We start from the raw sequence: 17,652 nt of genomic DNA, 5'->3' as shown, positions 1-17,652 counted from the left end.
AACAGGAGTTATTGATGTCCACTCCCCGTTTTTTGGTTGGTATTGACCTCGGTACTACCAATACTGTTGTTGCTTATTGCGAAATAAGCCAAGAGCTGCAACAAGCCCCAATTCACCTCTTCGAAATAGACCAACTGATTGGTGCAGGTGAAGTGGTGCGTAAACCACTACTCCCCTCTTTTCGTTACCACCCCGCTAATGGTCAGGTAAGTGAAAACGATCTGACGCTTCCATGGCAACATGAAGCCGTCGAAGGGGACTTACCTCAAGTGATCATCGGTGAATGGGCTCGTGAGTTAGGTGCGAAAGTCGAAGGTCGCCAAGTATCGAGTGCTAAAAGCTGGCTATCTCACCAAGCGGTTGATCGTAACTCAGAGATCTTGCCTTGGGCAGCAGCTGCCGATGTTGAGCGTGTCTCTCCTGTCATCGCCAGTGCAAGCTACCTAAACCATATCCGTCTTGCGTGGAACTATCGCAACCCAAGCGATCGTCTTGAAAACCAAGAAGTGGTTGTGACCGTACCAGCATCATTTGATGAGACGGCGCGTAAGCTCACTCTGGATGCAGCCAAGCTAGCGGGCCTACACAAGATCGTATTGCTCGAAGAGCCACAAGCGGTTTGTTATGACTGGTACGCTCGCCACCAAGAGACGGCAGCACAGCAACTAGAATCTTTACCTCTGGTACTTGTTTGTGATGTGGGCGGAGGTACGACTGACCTTAGTTTGATTGAAGCCAAATATGAAAAGGATCAACTAGCACTGGCTCGTATCGGTGTTGGCGATCACCTAATGCTGGGTGGTGACAACCTCGACCTTGCCCTAGCGCACCTTGCAGAGCAGCGTTTTAGCAACAGTAAAAAACTCAACGCAGCCGCATTAACTAAGCTTATCCAGCAAACTCGCCAAGCGAAAGAGGACCTACTCTCTTCCAATGCACCGGAAGATGTAAAGATCACCATGCTAGGTAGTGGTTCAAAGCTACTTGGTGGTACCCGCAGTGTTTCTCTGAGCAAAGAGGAAGTTCATCAGATTGCCCTTGATGGCTTCTTCCCAATCTCTGAGTTTGACCAAGTACCAGACAAACGCCGCAGTGCGGTGGTTGAGTTTGGTCTGCCTTACGTATCAGATCCTGCGGTAAGTAAACACCTTGCAGAGTTCCTGCATCACCACCAGCAGGTATCTAAAGCAGCCCTAAAAGATGACTCTGATCCTGCAATCCCTGTTGGCCTGCTACTCAACGGTGGTGTGTTTAACAGTGAACTCGTCACCGAGCGTATCACCAAACTGCTAGAAAACTGGCGTGGTGGCCCGATCACGCTGCTAGATAACCCACATCCCGATCATTCCGTTGCCCTTGGCGCCGTTGCCTTTGGTAAGGCTCGCCGTGGTGCACAATTGAAGATTGGTGGTGGTGCCGCTCGCTCCTACTTCCTGCATCTGCAAGAGAAAAACAAGCGAGGCAATGCGCTTTGCCTGTTGGCGAAAGGTACCGAAGAGGGCCAAGAGATCCGTCTGTCAGGGCGTCGCTTCAACCTTACGTTAGGCCAGCCGGTGAAGTTCAGCTTGCTCACCTCTACCCACGACCAATCACCACAAGGCGTCACCATTCAAAACGGTGTGATGCTCGATATCGATCCAGATATGTTTGCACCACTGCCGCCTTATATCACCACCCTAGAGAGCGAAGGCAAAGAGCTGCAAGCTAACCAAAAAGAGCGTGTGGAAGTACAGCTTGCGTGCCAACTCACGGAAGTCGGCACGCTAAAGATCGAATGTGTACAAGCCGATGATGACAATAAACGTTGGGCGTTGGAATTTGAGGTTCGTAATCAACAAGCCGAAGAGCTAGAAGAGAAACAAGCCAACCCGAAACTGGAAAGCTGCAAGACGCTTATCACGTCGCTTTACAGCGGTAGCAAGCAAAACAAAGACGAGAAAGCGATCAAGACGCTCGCCAAGACACTAGAGAAAAACCTTGGCAAGCGAGATGCTTGGGACTCTTCTACCCTGCGCTCCCTATTCGACACTTTTGCGCTAGGCCGCAAGCGCCGTCGCCGCTCTGAGCACCATGAAAAGAACTGGTTACGTCTAGCAGGCTTCTCATTGCGTCCAGGATTTGGTGATGCGACTGATAACTGGCGTATCGAGCAAGTTTGGAGCCTATACCAGCAAGGCATTCAGTTTAAAAACCACCAAGGTTGGACAGATTGGTGGGTGTTCTGGCGTCGTATCGCAGGCGGTCTTAACCAAGAACAGCAAGAGACTATCTTAGCGGATATCGCCAAATACCTACATCCGGGCGCAGCTCGTAACAAAGGTACATGGCAAGAAGCACAAGACAACGGCTATGAGGCGATGGTTCGCCTAGCGGCCTCACTTGAACACCTAGAAGTTGAAGATAAAGTTCTGCTAGCAACTTGGTTTATGAACAAAGCGAGCAATCAAACCCAGTTTGCCCAAGCCCACTGGTGGGCTCTTGGCCGTTTGGGTTCTCGCAGCCTCATGTACGGCAGCCAACATAATGTGATCCCACGTGAGCAAGTTGAGCAATGGTTACCAAAGCTACTTGAGCAAGATTGGAACCAAGAGCCAATGATTGCATTCGCCACCGTACTTATCTGCCGCAAAACTGGTGACCGAGCAGTCGACGTAAATGATGACTTCCGCCAACAGATCATCGATAAGCTCAAAAGCAGTAAAACGCCAGACGCATGGTTAGAGTTGGTTTCTGAGGTCAAGGAGCTGTCGGAAAGCGAATCTAAACGCGTGTTTGGTGATGCACTGCCAAGTGGCCTTAGCTTGGTAAAAAACTAAGCCAAGCAATAACTAAGAACGTGGGGAGGCTTTCTTCCCTACGTTCTTCACCAGTTATTTATTACCTCATCATTTATTCAAACAGCTCACACAACATGGCTTTATCTCAAGCAAACACCTAAGCTTTTATAGATTCTACGAATTGAGGTGTCCGATGAAGTCGACCCATTTTGCCCCTTGCGCTTTGTTTCTTTTCGCTCTCAGCAGTAGCTCCAACTGTGCGGCTCAGGAAAGCAAACCTGCAATACATATATCTAGCCCATCAGGATTTTTGACCGTTGAAATTGGCAAAAACATTCTGTCGATTGCTTACCAAAAGATCGGGTTAGAAGCGCACTTTGTCGAGATGCCAGCTAAGCGTTCACTGGTAGAAGCCAACAAAGGGGCTCTGGATGGCGAAGTCAATCGAGTCGAGGCCATTGGTGCCAGTTTTCCTAATCTAATTATGGTGCCAACGCCAATAAATTATGTTGAACAAGTACTTTATTCTTCACTGCACTCAGGGCCGATCACCGACTGTTCACAACTCACCAACTATAAAGTGGGGATAATAAGAGGAGTAAAACACGCTACAACCTGCGCAGAACACGCTAAAGAAGTGGTTGTATTCAATAATGTTACTGATTTAATGAAGGTTCTAAATTTAGGAAGACTAGACTTTGCCATCGCCGCACGAGTAACAGGCTACCCTTTCGAAAGAGACCCTCATTACGCCAACATTAAACCACTAACGCCCGCATTAAAAAGAACTGAGTTGCATCATTACTTACACAAATCAAATGCCGACTTAGTTGGGAAGTTAGATCGAGTGTTCATCGATATGACAAACAGTGGCGAGCTTGAGAAAATTCGAATTAAAACCATTGAAGATTCATTGCAATAGAAACTAAAAAGGCTTGAAGCGTATGACCACTCCAAGCTCCTATATAGTCATGCTATGCAAATATTTTAAAACGCCGGAGAAAGAGCTGATAAACGCTGTATGGAAGGCTCATCTAGATTGAACAAAACTTTGCCTCCAAAGGTCAACACGCTCTAGTAATGCGCCTCTACCTTAAGTTGTCGTGCATTGGCTAGCTTTTACATTCGCTTTCAATCGCTTACTTCCCCTTAACCCAGAAACAACACCTAAGATGACAAGCACTATTGCTGCAAACTCTCCACTATTTGGGAGTCTCTCATCAGCAATAAATCCATAAATCAAACCAGAAATCGTTTCAAACACAATTAGCTGCCCAGCTAAAGCAACTGGTAGATATCTTGAAGTTTGATTCCATAGTATCGTGGCGAGCCATGAAACGACGACCCCAAGGAAGAGGCATGCAGCAATGATTTGAGTAAAATGACCACCTCCAGTACCTGTGGAAAAATCCATCGTATTTGTGAACACTATTAAGATTGGGAGAGCGATAATGCTTTGAGTAAGACAGCATACTCCAATCGCTAGAGACCATGAGTTAGATGATACATTTGGATTCTTTTTCAAGAAATCCGCATTTTTCACCCCGTAATAAGTCCATAGAACCAATGATATGAAGGCGAATAATGCTCCCTCCAGCAAATTATTGCTTCTACCACTTTCGATATTACTTATGCTAAGAGTCACCATTCCACTTAAAATGAGTGCTACGGGAACGACTAGGCTCTTGAATGAATACTCTTTCTCTACGAAGTTACCTACAATAATTAGCGACACTGGAAGGATTCCAACTATCAAGGCTGATATCGTAATACCGCTATAGTGTATGCTGCTCGTAAGGAACAAGTAATATCCTACGTTACCTGAAAAAGCTAAAGTGAAAGCAGTCATCCACTGGTTATTTGACAGCTTATCCCAGCTTTTTCGAGCTAATAGTATTAATACCAGAGAAACTAAGCCGTAGACCATATATCGACCAAAAGCGATAACCATTGGGTTAACTTCCGGGAGAATATAAGGGATAAGGAACGCCATTCCCCATATGCAATTTACAAGTATTCCTAATGCTATAAATACCCCTGTACTCATTCAAACACCTCCTACTGTGTCTGCAATATCTACTGTCGCAAGGTTGTTATCGTCAATCACTTTATTTCCACTAGAAGATATAGCCTTCCTAATCGGTTTTGGAAGGTTGAAACAATGTTCGTGGCTGGTGCGGTCGTAGTATTTTAAAGCGTCTAAGTTTATCTGCCTGAGATTATTTTCCAAATCATTAGTAGACAACCTGTCAGGATTAATATTTATGCTTGCATATAAAAAGCTCCAAGGCGTCCCGTACGAGGGGACAAAGTTTGAATAGCTACTTACGAAATCAAAGCAGTTCCTGACTGTATCTCTTGCCCGCAAATGAAAGCCTAAATCAAGGGTATTCAAATGTCCGGCCTGAGTAACGAAAGCACCACTCTCTGTTAGCAATGACCTAACCTTTTGAGGTGACTTTAGGACAGACGTGCATAGACGTTATAGTAGCGGCAGGCTTTCCCATATCAATCCTTAATATATACAATTTATTGCATATTGAGGGAATCGATTGTTTTCGAAAAATGAAGAAAAAACCGTGACTTAAATCATTGAACACCTACACTCACAGTCTCACATATAGGACATTGTTATGGATTCTAAGTAAAGCCAACAATGTTACAAACGAGCAGGTTAGCGTAAAAGGGTGGTTAAGCCATCGCTATCGAAACTGCTAATACAAGATTAGAACCAAGAGCCAATGATTGTGTTCTCTACCGTACTTATCAGCCGTAAAACTGGTAACCGAGCAGTGGGTGTAACTGATCACTTCCACCAGTACATCATCGATAGACTATATGTAATCAAGACGCCGGATGCATGGTTAGAGTTAGTTTCGGAGGCGAAAGCGCTTTCGGAAAGCGAACCTAAGTGAGTGTAGCTTGATAGCAATTTAATGATTTAGTAGGGAAGGTGTATTTCCCTACTTTCCTGTCAACTTTAGCTAGTTGGCGTTAATCCGTCAGCGAGCGTCCCTGAGTCTCTATCACCTGTTGATACCAGTAAAAGCTCTTTTTCTTTCTTCGCTCAAGCGTTCCAGAGCCGTCGTCGTGGCGATCTACATAAATGTATCCATACCGCTTTTTCATTTCTGCCGTTGAGTTCGCAACGAGATCAATTGGTCCCCAACTGGTAAAGCCCATCAACTCTACCCCATCGGCCAGTGCTTCTTTGGCTTGAACGAGGTGATCATTAAGGTATTTGATTCGATAATCGTCGTTCACCTCACCGTTGGCTTCAACCTTATCAATGGCTCCCAAACCATTCTCGACCACAAATAGCGGCTTCTGATAACGGTCATATAGGAAGTTAAGCAAGATTCGTAAGCCTTTAGGATCAATTAACCACCCCCACTCACTCTTTTCTAAGTAAGGATTTGGCACGCTATCGACAATATTGCCCACCTCTTTTTGTTTCGGGTCCGCACTCGCACATCCGCTGGCATAATAGCTAAATGAAACAAAATCGACAGATGCCGAGGCGATTGTGGCTAAGTCCCCCGCTTCCATCTCAATCTCGATTTTGTTTTCACGGAAGTAGCGCAACATATAGCCTGGGTATTTGCCCCGTGTTTGCACGTCGCCAAAAAACAGCCACTTGTTGTTTTCATGCATCGCTGCCAGAACATCATCTGGACTGCAAGTGTATGGGTAATTGATCGCCCCCAGCAACATATTGCCTACTTTGGCATCAGGTATGATTTGGTGACACAAGTTCACCGCCTTAGCATTGGCGACTAACTGGTGGTGAATGGCTTGATATATCGCTTGTTCACTTGCATCTTCTTGCAAGCCGACACCAGTAAATGGGGCGTGAAGAGACATGTTGATCTCGTTAAAGGTCAGCCATAGTTTCACTTTTTCTTGGTAACGCTCAAAAACCGTTCGCACATAACGTTCAAAAAAGGTGATCAACTGACGATCGCCCCAGCCACCATAGTTCTCCACCAGCGCGTATGGCATTTCATAATGTGAAAGCGTCACAAATGGCGTAATTTCATATTTGGCGAGTTCATCAAATATTCTATCGTAGTAGGCAAGCCCGGCTTCATTGGGCTCAGCTTCATCGCCATTGGGAAAAATACGGCTCCAAGCGATCGATAGTCGAAGACAGTTAAAACCCATCTCATCAAACAGGGCAATATCTTCTGGGTAGCGATGATAAAAATCGATAGCAATATCTTTGATGCCTGCGGTCCGTTCATCTCGTGTTTGGTGAGGGCTCAATATACCCTTGGGTAACATGTCGGAAGTGGACAAACCTTTACTATCTAGATCAAATGCTCCCTCAACTTGGTTTGCCGCAATGGCTCCCCCCCAAAGAAAATTGTCTGGAAATTGATGCATACTGTCCTCAATCGAGTCTAATTTTCGAAAATTGATATTGGCGAACAGTATCGGTTTTAGTAAATAAAAAAGGTGATGTTAATCTGACTTTTGAATCAAAAATGCCCCGTTTACACGGGGCAATCGTTAAGTACTTAAAAGCACAGCACAAAGAATTATAACTATATGCTTAATCCCCTAAGACGATACCTTCACGCCTTGAATCGGCACCTCCGATTAGTTTGCCATTTTCAAATACAACACCATGCAAACCGGAGTTTAAATCTCTCACATTGACCTTAAAGCCCATTGCCTCTAGCGGCTGCTTGAACTTTTGTGCGTCTGTATCTGCCTCGAGATCAAAGGTACCGAACCGATTGAGCATGTTAGGCATTTCTATTGCCTGTTGAATTGGCATTCCCCAGTCGATATGAGCGATAAGCGTTTTTGCGACATAGCCGATGATACGAGAGCCACCAGGGGAACCAATGGCCATGTATGGCGCACCGTCTTTCAGCACTATGGTTGGTGCCATGGAGGAGCGAGGACGTTTGCCTGGTTCCACTCTATTTGCAATCGGGTAACCATTTTTATGAGCAGCAAAGGAGAAGTCGGTTAGCTCGTTATTAAGCAAAAAGCCATTACTCATCACTCGGGAGCCAAAGCCATTTTCAATAGTACTTGTCATGGAAATAATATTGCCTTTCGCATCAACAATCACTATGTGCGTCGTGCTTGGCAGTTCAATCGACTGATCATCTGCCATAGCAATGTTCATGCTCCAAGGTGGCTCTCCAGCAGCCACTGAATCCAAAGCTTTACCCGGCTCAATGAGCTTGGCACGTTGTGCAAGATATTCCGAGTCGAGTAACCCCTCCGGCATTGGCACGAAGTCTGAGTCAGCCATATAGCGACCACGATCAGCAAAGGCGAGTCGAGAGGCATCGCCTATAATTTGCCACGACGTGGGGTTGTCCTTACCCAGCTTGGCTAAATCAAAGTGACTGGATATTCCTAGGATCTGCCCAACGGTTAACGCTCCAGAACTTGGTGGCCCCATACCACATACCTGATATTGGTGATATGCAGAACACACGACAGGTCTTTCCTTAACCTTGTAAGTCGCAAGATCTTCCATAGCCAAGTAACCTGGATTATCCTCAATAGACTGAACCTTGCTCACCATCTCCTTGGCGATAGCACCAGTATAGAAAGCATCAGAGCCTTTAGCGGCGAGTGTCTTTAAGGTTTGAGCATAAGCCTGATTTACCAATAGATGCCCTTCACTAAGAGGCTCGCCCTCCTTATCGAAGAAATAGGCTTGAGTATCTGGATAACGTGCAAGCCTAGCTTTATCTCTCGCTATCGATGCCGCCATACGAGCCGATACGCTAAAGCCATCGGTTGCTAACGATATCGCAGGATCCATAAGTTCTGACCAAGGCTTATTGCCGTATTTCTGATGCACTGCTTCCAATAGCTTGACCGTACCTGGTGTTCCTACGGAGCGACCACCAACGACAGCATCAAAAAACTTTAATGGCTTACCATTTTTATCTTGAAATAACTCGGGTGTCACAGCAAGTGGTGCTGTTTCTCGTCCATCGTAACTGGTGAGAGACTGGGTTTTGGCATCCCAATAGACCAAGAATGCACCGCCGCCTAATCCAGAAGATTGGGGTTCCACCAAGCCCAATACCGTCTGGACTGCTACCAATGCATCGGCAGCGCTACCACCTGATTTCAACACCTTATAACCCGCTTCTACCGCTAAGGGATTTGCCGCAGTAACGATAAATTTGTCCGCCTCGACCGCTTTTTTTGATTGGATATCGCTAGTCGCTTCTGGCGCAACCGAATCAGCAACCTGAGAACCGGCCCAAACAGCGAATGAAGCCATCGATATCGCTGTCGCAAGTATTGTCAATCTAGCCATGAAGTTCCTTTTCTTGTTGTGTGTCTGACACCGAGACTAGAGCACAGCGAATAAACCTGCCCCAATCACGCCCACAAAGTGTGAGCCACAAGAAAAAAGAAAGCTATTTTCTAGCGCTCAATAACCTGGCAACCATTAAATTGGGCGAAAGATTGCAGCTCGACTTCAAAAGCCGCTTGAAACTCTTCGTAGCGCTTAAGGTTTGGCTCTATATGCGTCTTCAATACTCTGAATATATGACGTTTTCTGTCAACTTTGGCGTCGATTCGTGCCACCAATTTGCCATTCCAAAGCACTGGTAAACAGAAATAGCCGTATTGACGTTTAGCTTCAGGGACATAGCACTCAAGCAAGTAGTCGAACTTAAATAAATGACCAATGCGCTTGCGCTGGATAACAAGATTATCAAATGGAGACAAGATCACCGCCTGTCTGCGATTTAAACGAAGGTTTAACTGTAAAAGCGCTTGAGCTGTCGTGTAATAGCGAACTCTATCCACCATTACAATCTCGAGTTCTCCGCTCTCACACATTTCATTCAACACCGTGTTTACTAGTGGCTTTATCCCCTTGAGCTGATAAGTCATCTCAGCCTCCGTTCCCAAACCATGTGCTCTCAAATAGGACAGTATTAAGTGCTTTGCATGTTCGCTAGGGGTTGGAGTTGAGGTATCAATGTCTGCAGGCAGTACTCGCTCGGTTAAGTCATACACTTTATGAAAGTTTGAACGCTCGCGGATCATTAAATCCCCTTGCATAAACAGACTTTCTAGCGCTTGCTTGGTTGGCTTACTTCCCCACCCTTGTACTTTGTGACTTGGCGAATCAAAGTCTTTCGCCATCAGCGGCCCTTCGGCTTTGATGCGCTGTAACACTCCATCCATCAATCGTTGGTCTTTACGATACCAATGGTTTTGTTGACCGGACTTGAGGGCTTCTTTGCGAGGTAAACTGAAACGAAAGTCTTTCATTGGAAGGTATGCAGCAGCATGCGACCAGTATTCATAGACCTGTTTATTCGCCACCAAGTCGTCAAGGTGGTTAGGTAGGTAGTCTACATTTCGGCTCCACAACACGTGGTGATGTGCTCGCTCAACCACTGAGATGGTATCTATTTGCACATAGCCGAGGCGCTCAATAGCACTTAATGTCGCAGCATGAGACGACTTAACAGAGGAAGATTTGGAACGTTTATGAGGCAAACATTGCGACAACAGAGCCAGCTTTCTTGCCTGAGATAACGAGAGTGTCTGCATAACACCTACTTAAAGTAAAACAATCGATTAAGCATAACACTCTCGCTTATTGATTAACGCATTATCAATGCGACAAGTCGGAGTCACGATAGCCAAATTCTGTGCCGCTGTAGATATCTGCCATCGATTTTGGCTTAGCAGTCCGAGTTCGTTTTTTCCCGGTTCTTGGGCATGTTTCAGATTGAAGAGCGTGTTCATGTTCTTGCGCTGAACGGAGGAACTCTTCATTAGCCATCGCTTGTTTGCGTAAGCGATTTACCTGTTCTAGTTTTTCCCACAACATAATCTCTCTCCTTACACACTGTTCATATACACAGTTTAGCTCTTAAAGGAAAGAGATCAAGGTTTTTATTGGGTATTTATACAGTATTCAACCAGTACCACTGTATAGACTTTAGATTGCTATAGATATAAAAAGCCTCCCAAGTGGGAGGCTAGAATTATTCACGATTACCGATTTTCACGGTGCCGTTGCCATTGAACCACAAGGCTTGCTTGCGGCGGCGGGCAATAAGTATCGGTCCATCGTCGAAGAACAAGAAATTCTTCCAGTTATTTTTAAACACTGACCACTTGGTTTCGATGACATTGTACTTTTCGTAACAGAAGTACACGGTAACATCATCTTGCCAATCAATATGCTCAAGCACTTCCGCTGGCATATCATTTTCATCCGCATCCCACTCTGGCATCCACTCTACTTCATGTAGCCAGTTACTGGTTTTCATCGGCCAGTCTTGGTTGCTCATACGCTCCGCATCTGGGCTTTGCTGGCTGATATTCTCTTTCCAAAGTTGAGCTGAGCGTGCTTGGGTCATCGGCTTTATTGCTTCAAGTTCTTGCTCAGATACTGGCATGGATTGATGTGTAAAAATCCACTTTCTGGAATATTCGTCCAGAGACATGTACGACATGCTGTCTCCTCAAACAGGTTGCTGACGCCAGTTGGAATTAACTAACGCCGTTAAATTATGGTCTCGCCACTCACCGTTGATCAGCAAGTAGTCTTTGGCAAATCCTTCTTTAACAAATCCCAGCGCTTCCAACACCGCCTCGCTGCGGCGGTTAGTGGGTATATAGGCCGCCATGATACGGTGAAGATTCTGTTCTTCAAACATATATTCGATGGCCATTTTCAAGGCACGCTTCATCACCCCTTTACCTTGATGATCTTTATGCATTGAATAACCGACACTGCACGCATGAAACGGGTGACGAGAAATGTTACTGAACGAGACAGTTCCCATCATTTGGTTAGTCTCGGTATCGAGTATCACCAGATAATAGCCCAACGCCATACGTTGGAGCTCGTGCAACTTAATTAAGCGTTGCTTCCAGTGGCTGACCTCATAAAAGTCCTTTTCGCGTTTAGGCTCCCATTGGGTGAGGTGATCGACGTTTTCTTGGAAGTAACGGCTGATCATTTCCGCATCTCCTGGATGCGAGCTCCTTAACTGAATCGTGCCGTCGATTTTATCGACTTGGTAAAACCCCACACTTAGTCCCCTTTTCTAATCCCGTAATCACGCAACTTATTGGCAATCGAGGTATGGGATACGTTCAAGCGTTTCGCCAGTTTTCGGCTGGAAGGAAACGAATGATACAAATGTGCAAGGATCTGCGCTTCGTACTCTTTCATAATCTCATCAAGTGAGCCATCAAGATTGAGCTGCGCTTGCGCCGCAGTGGTTTCAACTTCTGGTAATTCAAAATGAGATACCTCAAGCTCATCTCCCATTAATTGGGTTAACGCTCGAAGCACCATATTATCTAACTGACGGATATTTCCGGGCCAAGGGTAATGGCTCAGTTTGTCTATCAAGGCGTCATCAAGCGAAGGCTTACGCATGCCTAGTTGCTGTGCATACTTGGCAACAAACAACTCAAGCAGCGGGGTAACATCACTGCTACGCTCACGTAGTGGCGGGATATGAAGATTGAGTACGTTCAAACGATAATAGAGATCTTCACGGAATGAACCTTTCTCGGTCATCTCCGATAGCTTTTCTTTGGTCGCTGCGATGACTCGTACATCGACGTGCATTTCGTGTTCTTCCCCAACACGGCGGAAGGTGCCATCTTGAAGAAAGCGCAACAGCTTAATTTGCAGGTGCGGGCTCATCTCCCCGATTTCATCAAGAAAAACTGTACCGCCATCGGCCTGTTCAAAGATGCCCACATGCCCCTTTTCATTGTTAAAGGCACCTGGTGCATGACCAAATAATTCGGTCTCAGCGACGTCATCAGGCATTGAGGCACAACTCAACACCAAAAATGGTGAACTGGCTCGCTCACTGCGATTGTGACAAGCACGGGCAAGCATCTCTTTACCGGTACCAGTTTCCCCTTCAATTAGCAGCGGCTGACTCATCATGGACAGTTTTTTCGCTTGGCTAAGTAGCGCTTTGTGCTTAGCAGAAATACCAACAAAATGCTCAAAACCGAGTGCGTTTTGCTCGGACAGATACTGTGTTGCTCGGACTTGAGTTTGATTCGATTTTAGAGTGACTACCGCACTGGCAAGGACGGATTCCTTGTTCTCGCCCGAAATATAAACAGGCATCACTTCGAGTGAGTAGTCCAAGCCGTTAATGACTACATTATCACGAAAACGTGCTGGGCTGCCGTCGAGCCATTTTGCAATGCTGAGCTGAGGTATGTAGTGGTTAACTGGCTCATCCAAAATAGACTCACCATGGATGGAGAACAGATCAGTTGCTGCATGGTTGGCAACGTCGATGGTACCTTTAAGACTCACTGATAACACAGGGTCTGGAAGGTTTGCTAATAGTGCCATCAACTCGGTGCTGTGGCGCTCACTAGGCATAAACTGAATCTTGCGTACATCCGTGACACCACTAATCAACCGGATTTGAGCCATCAGTTCACGAAAAGTATCAAACTCAATTTCTGGGCAATTCAGGTAGATAATGCCACGACGGTCGATCTCAATCCCACGTAAATCGATCTGTTTAGAGGCAAGAATATCCAGCAGTTCACGGGTCAATCCAAGTCGGTCTTCACACAAAACTTCTAGGCGCACAGTGTTGTCCATTAGGGTGTCAGGAAAAGTTGACACTAAGTCTGAGTCAAGCGGCTATTCCAGTCAAGAAATCAGGCATGAAATCAACACTGTGTGCACAATTATGCGTCGTTTTTAGCAGGTTTTAATCGCTGTAAAATCGAGCTACGTATCTCACCGATTTTAATTTGCTTATCTTTTTGCCACGGTAGTGGTCTCACCAACTGAACAGCCTTTAAGCCCAACCTTGCCGTTAAAAGCCCAACACCTAACCCTTGAGCAGCGCGAGTCGATAGCTTGCCAGCGAGATCCATCGACAGTAGATCCATACTGGCATCGGCGACGAGCTCAGTAGCTCCGGCAGCAGCCATGTTCACAAACACTAACTTGAGTAAGCGAATGCGAGACCAGTACCCCAGCTCCACCCCGTACAGGTTAGCAAGGTCATTAACCAGCTTTAAATTACGCCAGGCAACCAACAACATATCCGCAATCGCTAATGGGCTGATAGCAACCAACAGCGCCGATTCACCGGCTGACTTTGCGATCAGCTTTTTCGCTTTTTGGTCTAGCGTTTCAAGTACAAAGCTGTCGTACATGGTTAGCACTTCTTGATCGCTGTGAGTACTGTTAACCGCATTAATCCATCGCTCATAGCCTGTGTGTTCTGCTGGTAATTCACTTTGCTTGGCCAGTTGCTGGCAAAATGGTTTGGCTTTACCCAATTGATCAGACTCTAACAGCTCTACCGCTTGTTCTTGGGTTGAAAAGCGCTGTTTAAGCCGACGCAATTTCCACCACTCTTTAGCAAGCGCACTGCCCCCTAGCGCAGACAATGCAGCGATAAATCCACCCCAGCCTAGGCCTAGCCAATCACCAGCCTGCAACGCAGTCACTACACTATCGACCCCTTGCCAGCCCACTAGTGCGAGAAAAGTTGCTGCTATTCCACCAAAAAGCCAGCGCCCCTTGCCTTTAGGCTTAACGGCATCGGCAATGGCCTGCTCTATTTGCGGCTCTTCGACCGAAACCGGTACAAATTTCTCTGCTGACTCAAATTGTACTTGAGCAGTCAGTTCAATATCGCTTGGGTTGTCTGAAAGCGGCTGCTCAAAAACTTGCTTGGTTTTTAAATCACTCATTGCAGCTTGTCTCCCACTAGAAATTCTAATGCCTTGTCGAGTCGAATATGACCGCATGGCTGGTTAAGCGCCATTGGCTTAGGCAGGAAGGTTTGAAAATCAAATCCAGCCTGTTGCCAATATTTGGCATCGGGTAGTGACGCAGGAACTTCTCCTGGATACAACGTCATCGACTGACCCTGCTCAGTAACACCTTGAATCGCCGCTTGATTGCCACCATTCGACGCAACATAACCCGCTTCTGTTGCAGTAATGGAGGCAAGGCTCATGCAACTCATATCGATGTTTTCGTATGCTGCGTGTCGCCACGCTGGGTGCACCATTTGTTTGAGCAATGAGACAAGGTTCGCATGCTGATCCGGAGTGACATGATCCGCTTTCGTCGCAGCAAACAGTACTTTATCTATCTTAGGTGCAAGCAAGCGACTCAATAGGTTGCTGCGACCATACTTAAAGCTTTTGAGCAACTGTTCTATCGCCGTCTGCATATCGCCAAAGGACTCTTGTCCAGCGTTCAAAGGCTGCAAACAATCCACCAGCACAATTTGGCGATCAAACGTTGAAAAGTGCTCTTTATAGAACTTCTTCACAACTTTGTTTTGATACTCTTCGTATCTCGCCTTAAGCATCGCATATTGGTTGGTTTTACTTTGTGTCTCTTCCGGCAAGGCTTTGACTGGGAAGAACTGTAGCACTGGTGCTCCTGCAAGATCTCCAGGAAGTACAAAACGTCCAGGCTGTACCCAATGCAAACCCGCATCTTTGCAAGCATGCAAGTAGTCAGTGTAAAGCTCACTTATCTCAGCCAAGCGCTTTTCATCGACGTCTGCACCTAGTTCAAAATCTTGCATTGCATCGAGCCAAGGTTTTGCCAGTTCTAGTCGCTTACCTTTCAGTGAATCTAACTGAGTTTGGCTCCATTGCTCAAAGTCCATTTCAAGTAAAGGCAAATCCAGCAGCCACTCCCCCGGATAGTCGACAATATCTAAATACAAGGTGGCCGTTTGAGTGAAATATTTAAGCACGCCAGAGCTCGGTTTGTACTTAATAGCCAAGCGAATTTCACTCACATCTTTAGTTGGCTTGGGCCACTGCGGAGGCTCGGCGGACAAATACTCTAACGCTTCATCGTAACTAAACCGTGGCACTAAGAGGTTTGTTTGTGGCTCACGCTTGGCACCAATTAATCGATCGTCAGCACTAACTTGAAGTAGAGGCAAACTGTCATGAGTTGACGTGTAGAGAAGTTGGTTAACCAACGAGGTAATAAAAGCGGTTTTACCTGCACGCGAAAGTCCAGTTACGGCGAGTTTAAGATGCCTATCCATACCTCGATTTACCAGATCCGTCACTTCTTGGCTAATTCTCTGCATTCAATTACTCCAGCCTAATCAGGCGTTTTGCTTTAATAGCCACAGAGTATGCAAATATCTAGCTTAATGCGAGATGAATGACGGTTTCAGGATCAAAAAAGGTGTAGGAGCTATAAAAGCAACTACACCTATATTCAGTTCATATCCCCTTCTCCCTAACAAGAGTGAAGGGACTGATTAAATTAACTATCCATTTCGGCGATTTTAACTTTCCATGTGTCTGGACCGATTTGGTGAGCATTTGCACCACCTGAATCAACGGCAACAGTAACCGGCATATCTTCCACTTCAAACTCGTAGATAGCTTCCATACCAAGATCTTCGAACGCTACCACACGCGCTTTCTTGATTGCTTTCGCCACTAAGTAAGCTGCGCCGCCAACAGCCATCAAATAAACTGACTTATGTTTTTTGATCGAATCAACGGTTGCAGGTCCACGCTCTGCTTTACCAATCATGCCCATGATGCCCGTTTTCTCTAGCATCATGTCAGTGAACTTATCCATACGAGTCGATGTTGTAGGACCAGCAGGGCCAACCACTTCATCGCCAACTGCATCTACTGGGCCTACGTAGTAAATGAACTTACCTTTAAGATCCACGCCTTCTGGAAGTCCTTCACCGCTCTCAAGCATGCCTTGAATACGCTTATGCGCCGCATCACGGCCAGTAAGGATCTTGCCCGATAGCAATACGGTTTCACCTGTTTTCCACTGCTGCACGTCTTCTGCAGTCACATCATCTAGGTTTACTCGGCGAGTATTCTCACCTGCTTCCCAAGTAATTTCTGGCCAATCTTCCAGTTTAGGAGGTGTAAGTTCCGCAGGGCCAGAGCCATCAAGCGTAAAGTGAACGTGTCTTGTCGCTGCACAGTTTGGGATCATACAAACAGGCTTAGACGCTGCGTGCGTCGGCGCCGTTTTGATTTTGACATCCACAACCGTCGTCAAGCCACCTAGACCTTGAGCACCAATACCCAAACGATTCACTCGATTAAAGATATCAATACGTAGCTCTTCTTCAGCATTTTGCGGTCCACGCTCAATCAGCTCTTGAATATCGATGTGTTCCATCAAAGATTCTTTGGCAAGCACTGCGGCTTTTTCTGCCGTACCACCAATACCTATGCCCAGCATGCCCGGTGGACACCAGCCCGCCCCCATGGTTGGCAGTGTCTTCTCGACCCATTCTGCAATATCGTCCGATGGGTTCAGCATCACCATCTTAGTCTTGTTCTCAGAACCGCCACCTTTTGCAGCGATTTGAATTTCAACTTTGTCACCCGGTACCATGTCGATGTATACCACCGCAGGGGTATTGTCTTTGGTGTTGATGCGTTTACCCGCAGGGTCCATCAATACTGACGCACGTAGCGGGTTATCTGGGTTGTTGTACGCTTGACGAACACCTTCATCAACCATCTCTTGCACAGTTTGATCGGTTTCCCACTGCACATTCATACCAATTTTAACGAAACAGGTCACGATACCTGTATCTTGACAGATAGGGCGATGACCTTCGGCTGCCATTCGAGAGTTAATCAAGATCTGCGCAATCGCATCTTTCGCCGCTTGGCTTTGCTCTTTCTCATATGCATCATTCAATGCATGCACGAAATCTAGAGGGTGGTAATAAGAGATGTATTGCAGTGCGTCTGCCACACTGCTGATAAGATCTTGCTTTCGAATGACCGTCATTGCTTGCCTCGATATTATTATTTGTACTTCCAGCTTGGGTAGAACACCCATTTTTGTGAGTATTATGATACTCTTGCTCGCCAT

The 17,652-nt window shown here is 46.2% G+C and carries 14 protein-coding genes; 3 read left to right on the top strand and 11 right to left on the bottom strand.

Annotated elements, in window-relative coordinates; genetic code table 11:
- Positions 1-14: 14 nt before the first annotated feature.
- Together J4N39_RS06480 and J4N39_RS06475 are read left to right on the top strand one after the other, a co-directional pair.
- On the top strand, positions 15-2,816 hold the full coding sequence (locus J4N39_RS06480) for an Hsp70 family protein (RefSeq protein WP_252023237.1): 2,802 nt from the start codon (positions 15-17) through the stop codon (positions 2,814-2,816).
- Positions 2,817-2,970: 154 nt separating this feature from the next.
- The gene (locus J4N39_RS06475) at positions 2,971-3,699 is read left to right on the top strand and encodes a substrate-binding periplasmic protein (RefSeq protein ID WP_252023235.1); all 729 of its coding nucleotides are present in this window, start codon (positions 2,971-2,973) and stop codon (positions 3,697-3,699) included.
- A 171-nt stretch (positions 3,700-3,870) separates the two neighbouring features.
- Here the strand turns inward: J4N39_RS06475 and J4N39_RS06470 are convergent, their stop codons facing one another.
- Positions 3,871-4,824 carry a DMT family transporter gene (locus J4N39_RS06470; RefSeq protein WP_252023233.1) on the bottom strand — a complete coding sequence of 318 codons (954 nt, stop codon included), beginning with the start codon at positions 4,822-4,824 and terminating at the stop codon, positions 3,871-3,873.
- A 694-nt stretch (positions 4,825-5,518) separates the two neighbouring features.
- On the opposite strand from J4N39_RS06470, the gene J4N39_RS06465 reads away from it, so the two are divergent.
- Positions 5,519-5,692: a hypothetical protein gene (locus J4N39_RS06465; RefSeq protein ID WP_252023231.1), complete on the top strand. Its 174-nt coding sequence runs from the start codon at positions 5,519-5,521 to the stop codon at positions 5,690-5,692.
- 79 nt (positions 5,693-5,771) lie between these two features.
- Here the strand turns inward: J4N39_RS06465 and J4N39_RS06460 are convergent, their stop codons facing one another.
- From J4N39_RS06460 to J4N39_RS06415, 10 genes are all read right to left on the bottom strand, one after another.
- Positions 5,772-7,163: a glycoside hydrolase family 1 protein gene (locus J4N39_RS06460; protein ID WP_252023229.1), complete on the bottom strand. Its 1,392-nt coding sequence runs from the start codon at positions 7,161-7,163 to the stop codon at positions 5,772-5,774.
- 169 nt (positions 7,164-7,332) lie between these two features.
- Entirely contained in the window at positions 7,333-9,078 is a 1,746-nt protein-coding gene (gene ggt, locus J4N39_RS06455; RefSeq protein ID WP_252023227.1) for a gamma-glutamyltransferase, read from the bottom strand.
- 110 nt (positions 9,079-9,188) lie between these two features.
- Positions 9,189-10,334 (bottom strand): winged helix-turn-helix domain-containing protein, encoded by a 1,146-nt coding sequence (locus J4N39_RS06450; RefSeq protein ID WP_252023225.1) that lies wholly within the window; start codon positions 10,332-10,334, stop codon positions 9,189-9,191.
- Between the two features lie 64 nt (positions 10,335-10,398).
- Entirely contained in the window at positions 10,399-10,617 is a 219-nt protein-coding gene (locus J4N39_RS06445; RefSeq protein ID WP_252023223.1) for a hypothetical protein, read from the bottom strand.
- 157 nt (positions 10,618-10,774) lie between these two features.
- Positions 10,775-11,248 carry a DUF2947 domain-containing protein gene (locus tag J4N39_RS06440; protein WP_252023221.1) on the bottom strand — a complete coding sequence of 158 codons (474 nt, stop codon included), beginning with the start codon at positions 11,246-11,248 and terminating at the stop codon, positions 10,775-10,777.
- Positions 11,249-11,257: 9 nt separating this feature from the next.
- On the bottom strand, positions 11,258-11,830 hold the full coding sequence (gene rimJ / locus J4N39_RS06435; RefSeq protein WP_252023219.1) for a ribosomal protein S5-alanine N-acetyltransferase: 573 nt from the start codon (positions 11,828-11,830) through the stop codon (positions 11,258-11,260).
- 2 nt (positions 11,831-11,832) lie between these two features.
- Entirely contained in the window at positions 11,833-13,377 is a 1,545-nt protein-coding gene (gene tyrR / locus J4N39_RS06430) for a transcriptional regulator TyrR (RefSeq protein ID WP_252023217.1), read from the bottom strand.
- A gap of 101 nt (positions 13,378-13,478) precedes the next feature.
- Positions 13,479-14,498, bottom strand: a complete 1,020-nt coding sequence (locus J4N39_RS06425; protein ID WP_252023215.1) for a YcjF family protein — start codon at positions 14,496-14,498, stop codon at positions 13,479-13,481.
- Positions 14,495-15,871: a YcjX family GTP-binding protein gene (locus J4N39_RS06420; RefSeq protein ID WP_252023213.1), complete on the bottom strand. Its 1,377-nt coding sequence runs from the start codon at positions 15,869-15,871 to the stop codon at positions 14,495-14,497. Before J4N39_RS06420 ends, J4N39_RS06425 begins: the two co-directional genes overlap by 4 nt.
- Before the next feature lie 182 nt (positions 15,872-16,053).
- A complete protein-coding gene (locus J4N39_RS06415) occupies positions 16,054-17,568 on the bottom strand; it encodes a fumarate hydratase (RefSeq protein WP_252023211.1) in 1,515 nt (504 codons plus the stop codon).
- Between the last annotated feature and the right edge of the window lie 84 nt (positions 17,569-17,652).

It is taken from the genome of Vibrio sp. SCSIO 43136 (assembly GCF_023716565.1).
GTDB lineage: Bacteria > Pseudomonadota > Gammaproteobacteria > Enterobacterales > Vibrionaceae > Vibrio.
This window is presented reverse-complemented; position numbering and strand designations above follow the sequence as displayed.